The 11,939-nt window shown below is 62.9% G+C and carries 10 protein-coding genes; 6 read left to right on the plus strand and 4 right to left on the minus strand.

Annotated features, from left to right (window positions below):
* Nucleotides 1-132 precede the first annotated feature (132 nt).
* Nucleotides 133-552, plus strand: coding sequence for a PaaI family thioesterase (locus AC1RRT_RS02490; RefSeq protein ID WP_493012071.1), 420 nt, complete (start codon nt 133-135; stop codon nt 550-552).
* Here the strand turns inward: AC1RRT_RS02490 and AC1RRT_RS02495 are convergent.
* Nucleotides 549-1,397, minus strand: a complete 849-nt coding sequence (locus AC1RRT_RS02495; protein WP_493012072.1) for a crotonase/enoyl-CoA hydratase family protein — start codon at nt 1,395-1,397, stop codon at nt 549-551. The genes AC1RRT_RS02490 and AC1RRT_RS02495 overlap by 4 nt on opposite strands.
* A gap of 92 nt (nt 1,398-1,489) precedes the next feature.
* Between AC1RRT_RS02495 and AC1RRT_RS02500 the strand changes: the two genes are divergently transcribed.
* Nucleotides 1,490-2,356: a MaoC/PaaZ C-terminal domain-containing protein gene (locus AC1RRT_RS02500; RefSeq protein WP_493012073.1), complete on the plus strand. Its 867-nt coding sequence runs from the start codon at nt 1,490-1,492 to the stop codon at nt 2,354-2,356.
* Here the strand turns inward: AC1RRT_RS02500 and AC1RRT_RS02505 are convergent.
* Nucleotides 2,353-4,059 carry an EAL domain-containing protein gene (locus tag AC1RRT_RS02505; protein ID WP_493012074.1) on the minus strand — a complete coding sequence of 569 codons (1,707 nt, stop codon included), beginning with the start codon at nt 4,057-4,059 and terminating at the stop codon, nt 2,353-2,355. The two genes, AC1RRT_RS02500 and AC1RRT_RS02505, sit on opposite strands and share 4 nt — an antisense overlap.
* Before the next feature lie 200 nt (nt 4,060-4,259).
* Here AC1RRT_RS02505 and AC1RRT_RS02510 point away from each other — a divergent pair, with 200 nt between their 5' ends.
* Nucleotides 4,260-5,966, plus strand: a complete 1,707-nt coding sequence (locus tag AC1RRT_RS02510) for a long-chain-fatty-acid--CoA ligase (RefSeq protein WP_493012075.1) — start codon at nt 4,260-4,262, stop codon at nt 5,964-5,966.
* 162 nt (nt 5,967-6,128) lie between these two features.
* The gene (locus AC1RRT_RS02515; RefSeq protein ID WP_493012076.1) at nt 6,129-7,286 is read left to right on the plus strand and encodes an alpha/beta hydrolase family protein; all 1,158 of its coding nucleotides are present in this window, start codon (nt 6,129-6,131) and stop codon (nt 7,284-7,286) included.
* Between the two features lie 2 nt (nt 7,287-7,288).
* Here AC1RRT_RS02515 and AC1RRT_RS02520 read toward each other — a convergent pair whose 3' ends face one another.
* Nucleotides 7,289-8,233 carry a dihydrodipicolinate synthase family protein gene (locus AC1RRT_RS02520; protein ID WP_493012077.1) on the minus strand — a complete coding sequence of 315 codons (945 nt, stop codon included), beginning with the start codon at nt 8,231-8,233 and terminating at the stop codon, nt 7,289-7,291.
* Nucleotides 8,234-8,308: 75 nt separating this feature from the next.
* Between AC1RRT_RS02520 and AC1RRT_RS02525 the strand changes: the two genes are divergently transcribed.
* Nucleotides 8,309-10,426 (plus strand): methyltransferase domain-containing protein, encoded by a 2,118-nt coding sequence (locus AC1RRT_RS02525; protein ID WP_493012078.1) that lies wholly within the window; start codon nt 8,309-8,311, stop codon nt 10,424-10,426.
* Between the two features lie 3 nt (nt 10,427-10,429).
* Here AC1RRT_RS02525 and AC1RRT_RS02530 read toward each other — a convergent pair whose 3' ends face one another.
* On the minus strand, nt 10,430-11,215 hold the full coding sequence (locus AC1RRT_RS02530; RefSeq protein WP_493012079.1) for an HpcH/HpaI aldolase family protein: 786 nt from the start codon (nt 11,213-11,215) through the stop codon (nt 10,430-10,432).
* A gap of 125 nt (nt 11,216-11,340) precedes the next feature.
* Between AC1RRT_RS02530 and AC1RRT_RS02535 the strand changes: the two genes are divergently transcribed.
* A complete protein-coding gene (locus tag AC1RRT_RS02535) occupies nt 11,341-11,889 on the plus strand; it encodes a chemotaxis protein CheW (RefSeq protein WP_493012080.1) in 549 nt (182 codons plus the stop codon).
* The last annotated feature ends 50 nt before the right edge of the window (nt 11,890-11,939 follow it).

The following is an 11,939-nucleotide window of genomic DNA, read 5'->3' on the forward strand; positions in this document are numbered from 1 at the left end:
CCCTTGTCGGACAAAAGGTAAGACCGCCGGCGGCGGCAGGCAAGCGCGTGACGCTGGGGAAGCCCCTCAGGAGTCTTGCATTCCGGTGATTCGGTTGGTCAATTCGCGGGGTAACGTAAAGGAACCGTGCTTATGACTTTATACGATCCGGCTGCCGACGGCTGGAAACAGCGCTCCGGCCAGGGCCCGTTCACCCGCGAAGTCGGCCCGATCTGGGTGCGGCGCGAGGCCGACAATTCCTCGGCTTACGGCCTGCTAGCCGAGGAGCGGCATACAAATTCGCGCGGCGTGGTGCACGGCGGCATGCTGATGACCTTCGCCGACCATACGCTGGGCTGGGTGGTCTGGGACCTGGTCGAGCGCAAGGGCTGCGCCACCGTGTCGCTGAACAACCAGTTTGTCGCCGCCGTGAAGCCGGGCGATTTCGTGATCATGCGCAGCCGCCTGGTGCGTCAGACCCGCAGCCTGATCTTCATCCAGGGCACGGCGACCGTGGACGACAAGATCGTGCTGACCTCGGAGGGCATCTGGAAGGTGCTGGGCGTCAGTTAGCGCCGCTTTTGCACCAACTTCTTTGCCGGCAGCATGTCGTCGAATTTCGCCGGGCGCTTTTCCATGTTGGCGGTGATCGCTTCCATCAGGTCGGGCGTCAGGAACATGCCGGCCTGCCAGACCTGCATGTAGTTCAGCGCATCTGCCGTGCTGTGGTCGCGGGTGTAGTTCAGCATTTCCTTTGTGCCGTGGATGGCCAGCGGCGACTTGGCCGCAATGGTCTTCGCGGTCTCCATGACCGCGGTCAGCATCGCCTCCTGGCTGCCGAACACCGCATTGACCAGGCCCGACTGCTTCGCCTCTTCGGCTGTCAGCCGCCGGCCGGTGTAGGCCAACTCGCGCACGAGACCAGATGGAATGAGATGTGGCAGGCGCTGCAGCGTGCCGACATCGGCGGTCATGCCGATATTGATCTCCTGAATGCAGAACCAGGCATCCGCCGTGCAGTAGCGCATGTCGCAGGCTGAAATCAGGTCGACGCCGCCGCCGACGCAGCCGCCCTGAATGGCCACCAGCACCGGAACGCGGCACCGGTCGATCACGGCGAAGCTTTCCTGCAGCTCAGCCACCGTACGACGCATCTGCTCGCCCACCCGGCCGCGATCACCCTTCATCATCTCGCCGGTGATCGGCGCGAAGGCGGAAAGATCAAGCCCGCCGGTAAAGGTCTTGCCGGTGGAGGCAATCACCACGGCCCGGATGTCGGGCCGGTCATCGATCTCGGCAAAGACATCGACCATTTCCTGCCAAAACGGCAGGATCATCGCGTTGGCCTTCTCGGGGCGGTTGAACACGATCGTTGCCACATGATCGGCCACGCTGAAATCGAAGGTCTTGTAGCTCATCGTTTTCTCCCAAGATGCCCTGACGTAGCGTCAAGGCTGGTCTGCCGCGGTCTGCGCCGCTAGAGTCTCGGGAAAGATTAAACGGAGGAAGCATGCCGATTGTCTATGAGGAACTGCTGGCGCTCGACATTCCGGCCCGCGAGGTGACCTACACCGACCGCGAGACCATGCTCTATGCGCTAAGCACCGGCATGGGCCAGGACCCGATGGACCTGGACGAACTGCCCTTTGTGTTTGAAAAGAACCTGCGTGCTCTGCCTAGCCTCGCCACCGTGGTGACCTGGGACGATAGCTGGACGCCGCGCACCGGAATCAACTATGTGAAAGTCGTGCATGGCGAGCAGCGCATCACCATCCACAAGCCGATGCCGCCGGCTGCGCGGGTGAAATCGAAAATCCGCATCCGGGATGTGTTCGACAAGGGTGCGGGCAAGGGCGCCATCATGCTGGTGGAGAATGCTCTGAGCGATGCCGCCACCGGCGAGAAGCTCGCCACGCTGCTGTCGACGACGTTTGCGCGCGGCGATGGCGGCTTCGGCGGCCCGGTGCGCAAACCGGAAGAGATGCCTCCGCCTCCGCACAAAATCCCGGATCGCCAGCCTGATGCTGGCGTGACGCTGAAAACCCAGCCGAACCAGGCGCTGTTCTACCGGCTGTGCGGCGACCGCAATCCGCTGCATGCTGAACCGGCCTTTGCTGACGCGGCCGGTTTCCCGCGCCCGATCCTGCACGGCCTATGCACTTATGGCGTCGCGGTGCGCGCCATCGTGAAAGCCGCTTGTGACCATGATCCGTCACGCATTGCTGATATCAACGCCCGCTTCACGGCGCCGGTCTTCCCCGGCGAGACCATCCACACGGAAATCTGGCGTGACGGCAACATCGTGTCCTTCCGCGCCCGGCTGGTCGAGCGCGACGTGGTGGTGCTGGATCACGGGCGGGTGGAACTGCGCGGCTAGAAGCCGCGCTTAAACTTGAAGTCGTTCGGGTTGCGGTGATTGCCGGGCTGGTCTGGATCGTCAAGACGGAGGGGTTCCAGCCTGGGCTCGGCTTCGGGCCGGCCGAACAGATAGCCCTGGCCATAGTCAATGCCGAAATCGAGCAGCAGACGCGCCTGATCCTCGGTCTCCACCATCTCGGCCACCGTGCCGATGCGCAGCTCCTTGCAGAGCCAGACCATGCCCTTGAGGATGGCCTGGTCGCGCGGCGACCCTTGAGTCTGCAGCGCCTTCACATAGGCGCCATCGATCTTGACGTAATCGACCTCGAGTGCCTGCAGATACGGGAATGACGCCGCACCGGCGCCGAAATCGTCGAGGCAGACCGAATGGCCGTCCTCGCGCAGCTGACGTACGGCATTGGCGGCATGCACAAGATTGGTGATCTGGGTCGATTCCGTGATCTCGAAGATCAGATGCTTGCGCAGGCTTGGCTCGGCCGTGGTGATTTCGCGGAGCGCCGCCATGAAAACGGCACTTTCCAGGCTGTGGCCTGACAAGTTGACTGCAATATCCAGCGTATCGCCCTGCTTGCGGCGTTCTGAGAGCATGGTGACGACACGCTGCACGACCGCGAGATCAAATTCGCCGATCAGATGTACGCCCTCGGCCAGGCGGATGGTCTCGAACGGCGAGCCGCCATCTTCAAACCGCGACAGCGCTTCGTAATGATGCAGGGTGCGGGTGGTGAGCCGCACGATCGGCTGGAACACCAACTGGAACTGCCGGCTGGAAACAGCCGAGCGCAAGGCCTGCACACGCGCCACCGTGCGCTGCAGCAGCGCCTTCAGGCTGTCTTCGGTGGATTGCAGCGTGAAGCCGGCCGCGCCATCGCTGGCAAAGCGATCCACCGCGAAAGCCATGGCGCTGACGGCATCCTCGTCACTCATGCCCTTGGCATGCAGATCGAGGGTGGCGCCATGGACATCGACCTCGGTGCTGTCGCCACCAGACTGCCGCACCAGATCGCGCACCTGTTCGGCGACGGCATCCTGGTCAAGTGGCGCGGCATGCAGGATGCCGTATTTGCCATTGTCGATGCGGCTGGCGGTATCTCCGCCCATCGACCGGGTCCGCATCAGCGCATCGACGTCGTCGATCAGGGCCTGGCTGCCCTCGCCCAGGGTCTCGGTCAGGGTCTTCAGGCCAACAATCTCGATCAGGGTGAGCTTGACCTCGGAGCCGAGCTCGCGAGCGAGCTTCAGCCGCTCGCCGGCGCGAACCTCGAATGCCTCGGCATCGAGCAGGCTGGCCTGGTAGTCGCGCTTGTTCTGGAGGGCCGCCTCGGCCAGCGGCAGGCGGGCGTTGGACAGCGTCAGGTAGTACCGGCCTTCCTGGCGTGGCAGGCAGCAGCCGCCCAGCACGCAGACCGGTCCGGTGCTGCCGTCGAAGCGCAGAAGCTGCACCGTGACCGGATCGATACGGCCACCAACGGCCAGGCCGCCCAGCAGATTCATGACGAAATGGCGGTCGACTTCGGCGACCAGGGCGGAAAAGCTCTGGCCGAGCAGGGTCTCGGCCTCGCAGCCAGCCATCAGCCGGGCTGCACCGGAGGCAAAGCCGATCTTGCCGTCCGCCCCCACTTCCAGCATCAGGTCGGCGGCCGAGAAGGCAAAGGCGACGAAACGATCGCGCTCCGCCCGCATATCCTTGGCGCCGCCCATTCTGGCCTCATACAGGGAATAACTTGCCCCTGAGTGTGCCAGCGGGCGTCCCGCGGTGCAACCCTGCCTCAGGAATGGCCAGATGAAGTGAATTAGGCTGACGTTGCGCCACGTTGCGCCGACCCCGCCTGCTTCCTAGAATGGGTTCATCAACCCGGCCCTACGCGGCCGGTCCGCTGTCTGGGGAGGCAAGCAAAACAATGACTGCACCGTTCTGGGAAAAATCCTATCCGCCCGGCGTCACCTGGACGCAGAATTTCCAGGCCCGTCCGATCTGGACGCTGCTCGACGATGCCGTGGCCCGGTTCGCGCCGCAGCCTTTCCTCGACTTCATGGGCAAGAGCTATACCTATGCCGCGATCTCCGACCTGGTTGATCGCGCCGCCAAGGGCTTTCAGCAGCTCGGCGTCGGTCCGGGCGTGCATGTCGGCCTGTTCCTGCCCAACACGCCGCATTATGTCATCTGCTTCTTCGCCATCCTGAAGGCCGGCGGCCGCGTGGTGAATTACAGCCCGCTCGATGCCGAGCGCGAGCTGCGCTACAAGATCGAGGACAGCCAAACTGATATCATTGTCACGCTGGACCTAAAGGCGCTCTACACCAATATCGGCAAGATGGTCGGCAGCACCCGCCTGAAGAAGGTGGTGATCGGTCGCCTGCCTGACGTGCTGCCCTTCCCCAAGAACCTGCTGTTTCCGCTGGCCAAGGGCAAGGAGATCGCCCAGATCCCCAAGGACGACAAGCATGTCCGCTTCGCCGACCTGATCGCCAATGACGGCCGCTACACCCCGCATCCGGTGAAGGACCCGGCCGAGGAAGTGGCGATCCTGCAGTATACCGGCGGCACCACCGGCCAGCCCAAGGGCGCGATGCTGACCCACGGCAACATCACCGCCACCGTGCATATGTATGCCAGCTGGACCGACGGCAATCCGCTGCTACAGATGAACGAAGGCAAGGAACGCTGCCTGATGGTCCTGCCGATGTTCCACATCTATGGCCTGAGCGCGGTGCTGCTGCGCATGCTGACCATCGGTGCGGAATTCATTCTGCATCCGCGTTTCGAACTGAAGGCAGTGATCGAGGACCTGCACAAGAAGAAGATCAGCATCTTCCCCGGCGTGCCAACCATGTATGCCGCCATCGTCAACCTGCCCAACATCAGGGATTACGACCTCTCGGCGCTGAAGTTCTGCGCCTCGGGCGGTGCACCGCTGCCGGTGGAAGTGCAGGACAAGTTCGAAGAAGTGACCGGCCACAAGATGATCGAGGGCTGGGGCATGACCGAGACCTCGCCCGCCGGCACTCAGACCGTCTATGGCGGCAAACGCAAGCGCGGCTCCTGCGGCCTGCCTCTGCCGGGCGTGACCATCGAGATCGTCGATGTGGAAGATCCCCTGAAGCTCAAGGGCGTCAACGAAACCGGTGAAATCTGCATCACCGGACCCAATGTGATGAAGGGCTACTGGAACAAACCTGAGGCGACGGCTGAAGCCTTTGCCGGCGGCCGCTTCCATACTGGCGACGTCGGCTACATGGATGAGGAAGGCTATATCTTCATCGTCGACCGCAAGAAGGACATGATCCTGTCGGGCGGCTTCAACGTCTATCCGCGCAATATCGAGGAAGCGATATACGAGCATCCGAGCGTCGAGGAATGCACGGTGATCGGCATCCCCGACCAGTATCGCGGCCAGTCGGCCAAAGCCTTCATCAAGCTGAAGCCCGGCAGCGCGGAGCTGAACCTCGACCAGCTCAAGGACTTCCTGAAGGACAAGCTAGGCAAACATGAAATGCCGGTCGACATGGAAATCCGTGAAGCCCTGCCCAAGACCCTGATCGGCAAGCTCTCCAAGAAAGAGCTGGTCGAGGAAGAAAAGAAAAAGGCCGAAACCGCCAAGGTCTGAGCCTGAGCGCTTCCGCATCCCTCGCAGCGGCCCGGCCATCGCCGGGCCGTTTGCTTTTTGACGCCCAATTCACGCAATTTCACGCCGTTATTCACGGCTTTCCGCTTGAGCGCCCAGCAACAGCCCGGCATCGTTTCCCTGCATGATGGACGGGGGAAGACCATGAGAACCGCATTGTATGCGGCGGCGCATCTTGTCATGGCGGCAACCACACTGGTGCCGCCGTCAGCGCATAGCCAGACCATGATCGAGGGTAAGAATTACGATTTCAGCCCGGCAGAATACAGCGTTGCCGCCCCGCCGACGCTGGGGCCGGCCAAGGCCAAAGGCCTGGTGATATGGAACCATGGTCGCGGCAATACTGCCGCCAGCGACAAGGCCTCGCCGCTGGCGCTGCAATTCGCCCAGCAGGGCTGGGATGTCTACAGCCTCTATCGCGGCTGGGGCAGCGACGACCGCACTCGCGCGCTGCAGATCGTCAGCGCCGGCATCGAGAAGGCCCAGGTGATGGGCTATAAGCGGATCGTGCTGATGGGACAATCGGCAGGCGCCTACGCCTCGATCGAAGCCGTACGGTATGGCTATGAGGTGGATGCCGTGATCGCTACCGCACCGGCCGCCCATGGCAGCTACAGCGGCTCTACCGCCAGCACGAACTGGCGGGCAAATGATTTCACCATGCGCACCATCTGGGAGAAATACGACGGCAAGAAAGCCAGGATCGCTGTCGCCTATTTCGATGAGGACGATTTTTACGAAGGCCAGAGCCCGAATATCCGTGCACCCTGGGTCGCCGCGGCGCTAACGAAATACGGCGTGCCCAACCTGGTGATCGCGCAACCAGCGGTCGCCAACCTGAAAGGGCATGGTGCCGGGCAGACCTGGAATTTCGCCCGCCGCTTTGGCCCCTGCATCTACATCTTTGTTGAAACCGGCAATACGCCGCCCTGCGATGAGAGCGCCGCCGCCATGGCAACATTCCAGATCGCCCTGCCCGATGGTTTCGCGCGCCGTGATGGCGATGCCTTCGCAGGCTTGTGGCAGACCACCTGGAGCCACGGCCGCTTTACCCTGCTGGCCTTCAGCGCCGACCGTGACGGATCGTTCCGCGGCCTCTATCGCTCTGGCCTGGGCCTGGTGTCCGAAACACCGGAGAATATCGAGGTGACGGTCAAACGCACGGGCAACGGTGCAGCCTGGCGCAGCGGGCGTTACGTATTCGAGATTCAGCCCGCCACCGACGGCACGCTGGCGGCCACGCGAACCGATCCATCCAAACCGGATGACAAGGCGACCGCCATCCTGCGCCGGATCAACTGATCCTATTCCGCCGCACGCGCTGCATCCTCCAGCGACGAATCCCAGACCTTCAGCGCCTGGGCAACCGGCTGCACGCGGGCGCGATCGGCGGCATTCAGGCCGGTCAGCAGTGGCAGCATCGGCCCCATATCGGCAACGCCCGACAGTGTAACCGCATCGTGCAGCGTGCGGATCGGGCTGATGCCGTCGCGCAGATCCTCCAGCGGCAGGAAAGCTTCGCGCAGGCGTTCGGCCGTGGGCCAGTCCTGGCGCTGGATCGCGCGCAGGATCGCCATCGAGCCGCGCGGCGCGATGCAGACGGAACCCGAGGTGAAGCCGCCCAGACCGAACTGGCGCAGATGCGTGATCGCCGGCCGCTCGCCGATGCCGCTGATCACCAGCTTCGGATCGACATGGTCGAGCAGGCGCTTCAGATACTCGTCCTGCGCCGGATCGGGCCGCACGGTGCCGTATTTGACGGCGCAGACCGCGCCCTCCTTCACCAGCCGGCCGGCGGCATCGGGGACGATGTAGTTGTCTGACTTGATATAGAGAATAACCGGCTTGCCCATGGTGACGGCAGCACGGCGCAGACCGGTCTCGATGCCCTCCGACGTCGCCGGGAAGGTCATCGGCAGCGCCATCGCGGTGGGCACCTTCGAGCCGCGCAGAATCTTCGCCTGGTCGATTAGCTTGCCGTAATCGGGGCCGAAGGACGGGATCAGCCAGGTATCCGGGCCAACCGCATCGACCAGAAAATCCAGCATCTCGGCATATTCGCCAACCGGCAGATTGTAGAGATTGGCATTGCCGCCATACATCAGGCTGCGGATGCCGCCGGCCTCCATATGGGCGATCAGTTGCCGATTCGCATCCTCGTTGAGGGTCAGGTCGGCATAGCGGGCGAGCGGCGGCACGGCAAAGACGGACTTGGCCAGATCGGCCGAAACCACGGGCGTTGTTTTCATTATGTTTGCTCCGACTGGGCGTTCCCCTTACTAATAGCTAGAGTAATCACCTTCTGTATCCTGCTGCAAAGCGAAATGTCGCTTCCTGATCCCGCCGTCATTGCCGCCAAGGCCCATCTGTTGCCCATGTTGCGCGCAGCAATGCGCGCTATCGACGCCGGCCAGTTCGGGCAGGCCGAGCCGATGCTCGACACCCTGCTGGCCCAGGAACCCGATTTCGCCGACGCCCTGCATATGAAGGGCTACATCGCCCTGCAGCGCGGGCATCTGGAAGCGGCACGCGACCTGGTCGAACGCGCCATCAAGATCGACTTCCATTTCGAGAGCTATCACCTCACGCTTGGCCATATCTTCCTGTCGGCTGGCGACCGCGAGGCAGCAAAGCAAAGCTTCGGTTCGGCCATCGTGTTGAACCAGGCCATGCCCGACCCCTATATCGGACTCGGTCACATCTTCCTCGCCGAGGGCGAGATTGAGAGCGCCATCGGTGCACTGATCACCGCCTTTAACGCCGATCACAAGAATGCCGAGACCAATTACATGCTCGGCTATGCCCTGATGGCCAAGGGCGATTCAAAACAGGCAATGGGCTATCTGGGCCGCGCCTATGAATTCGCCCCCGATAATCCGCGCTACAAGATCGGCTTCGCCCGCTCGCTGCGCGACCTTCGGACCAAGCGCACCGATCCCCATTTGCTCGCCGCGATTCTGACGCTGCTAGGCACGCCGGGCGTCGAACCGCGCGACCTGGCCCCGCTGGTTGAAAGCGCCATCCGTCTTGATCCGGTCTTTATCACCCTCTCGATCGTTGATGCGAAGCATCAGAAGGATGTCGCGATGCTGCTGGCGCGGGCGGACTGCCCCGACCCGCTGCTGACTCCCGGTCTGGCGCAGTGGTTGGAGCATGGCCTGGTCTGCGACCCACTGATCGAGCGCCGTCTGATCGCCCTGCGGCGCGGTCTGCTGATCCTGGCACTGAAACAGCCGGACATACTGCCCCGCTATGCGCGCCTGATCGTCCTGATGGCGACCCGAGCCTTCCGCAGCGAATATCTCGATGCCTTCGAGGCGATGGAGATACCGCCGCTTGAGCAGCTGAACAGCCTGCTCGACCAAGCCGACCCGGCCACGGCCGCACCTCTTTTCGCCGTCTATGCCCTCTATCGCCCGCTCTATCGCCGCCATGATGCGGAACGGCTGGCGCAAGCCAGCTGGCCCTCGGCCTTTGCCGAACTGAAGCGCCAGCAGATCGACGAGCCGCTGGCCGAGCGACGCATCGCCGCCACCCTGCCGACGCTGGTGCCGATTGAAGACCGCACCAGCGTCGCCGTGCAGGAAATGTATGAGGAAAGCCCCTTCCCGCGCTGGCACCAGCCGGTCTTTGGCACGCCGCTCAGCGTACCGGTGCGGCTGCGATCGGCCCTGCCGTTCCAGACCATTACAGCCAGCCGCACCGATCATCCCGATGTGCTGGTCGCCGGCTGCGGCACCGGCCTGCATGCAATCCTGGCCGCCACCAGCTACAGCGACGCCCGGGTGCTGGCCATCGACCTGAGCCGCACCAGCCTGTCCTATGCCAAGCGCAAAGCCGACGAGCTAGGTATCAAGAACGTCGACTTCGCCCAGGCCGATATCCTGAAGCTGGGCGGCATCGGCCGGCAGTTCGATGTGATCGAAAGCTTTGGCGTGCTGCATCACCTGCGCGAGCCGGCCGCCGGCTTGGCCCAGCTGGTCAGCCTGCTCAAGCCCGATGGCTACATGATGCTGGGCCTGTATAGCGAACTGGGCCGCCGCGACGTGGTCGCCGCGCGCGACCTGATCGCGCAGCACGGCTATGGCGACAGTCCCGACGAAGTGCGCCGCTTCCGCGCCGACCTGCCGACGCTGCACCCCAAGCTGTCGCGCCGGCTGGGCGTGTCGAGCGCCTATTACGCGCTCAGCGACTTGCGCGACCTCGTGTTCCATCGTCAGGAGCATCGCTATACGCCGCAGCAGTTGCAGCAGCTGGTCGATGGCGCCGGCCTGGAATTCCTGGGCTTCGAGTTCACCTCACCCAAGGCACTGACCGGTTATCGCACCCGCTTCCCGGACGACCCTCAGGCGATCAATCTCGACCACTGGACGGCGGTCGAGACCGAGCACCCGGATTTGTTTGCGAACTGCTACCGCTTCTGGGTTCGCCGCAAACGCTGACTGCTAGCTGCGCCCGACATGGACGCGGAAGCGCTTGGCCAGATCGCGTGTGGCCTTGGTCAGCAGGCCCTGATCGACGCCGACGGCGACGAAGGTGAAACCGGCATCGAGATACCGTTTCGCGTCATCCTCGTTCGGCGCCAGGATGCCGGCCGGCATGCCAGCATCCTGGCACAGCTTCAGCGCCCGCATGATCTCGGCCTGCGCCTCGGGATGGGCGGCATTGCCCAAGTGGCCCAGGCTGGCCGACAGGTCGGCTGGACCGATGAAGATGCCGTCGACGCCGTCGACTGCAGCGATTTCCGGAATCCGGCCGACAGCTTCCTTGGTCTCCACCTGCAGAATGACGCCAATCTCGCTGTCGGCCTTGGCGTGATAGTTCTCCACGAGGCCATAGCGGTTGGCGCGCTGCGAGCCCGACACGCCACGCACGCCGCGGGGCGGATAGCGGGTCGCGGCGATGGCCTTCCTGGCCTCCTCGACATTCTGCACGAATGGCAGAATCAGGTTCGGCGACCCGATATCGAGATAGCGCTTGATCTTCACCGTGTCGTTCCAGTCCGGACGCACCACGGGACTGCAGGTATTGGCATCGATCTGCATGGCCTGCAGCTGCTGCAGCACCATGGGAACCTCATTGGGCGAATGTTCGGTGTCCAGCACAACCCAGTCGAAACCAGCCGTGGCCAGGATTTCGGCCACGATATTGCTGCACAGCGAACACCAAAGCCCGATCTGGGGGCGCTTTTCCTTGAGGGCGCGCTTGAATGTATTGACGGGCAGTTGCATGACTGGCCCTTCCTCCCTTGAAATCTTTAGACGGACGGTCTTACAACAATGAATTAATCGGCCCGTTACAAGCGAAATCTGAGATAAATTTGGTTCCGTGACGGCGACGGCATGCAGGAGGGATCATGACGCAGCTTTCAACCACCGTGCAGCGGCAGGGCAGCCCCGCAGGCACCGATCTGTCGGGCAGCAACGAATATCTGACCTTCGCCATCGATGCCCAGAACTTCGGCATCGATATCCTGAGCGTCCGCGAGATACGCGCCTGGACCGAAGTGACCAACCTGCCCAATACGCCCGACTTCGTTCGCGGCATCATCAACCTGCGCGGCGCCGTCGTGCCGATCTATGACCTGCGCGTGCGCTTCGGTGGCGGCCGCACCATACCGACCAGCATGCATGTGGTGATCGTCGTGGTGGCCAGCACCGGCACCTTCGGTCTGCTGGTCGATTCCGTTTCCGATATCCTGTCGATCAACGAGCGGGAATTGCAGCCGGTGCCGCAGACCGACATGAACACCGATCACCGCTTTCTCAAGGCGCTCGTGGCGCGCGAGGAACGCATGGTTTCGGTCATTGATCTCGATCATCTGGTCAATCAGGCTACTGCGACTGAGATGCAACAGATTGCCAACCGCGAAGAGGTCAAGACCGGTGAAACTACAACCCCTTAGTTGTAGATTTGCATCTGCAACTAGGGCCGGGCATCTGCTGGCTTATTTCT

It is taken from the genome of Ferrovibrio sp. GW821-FHT12B10, from assembly GCF_058807515.1.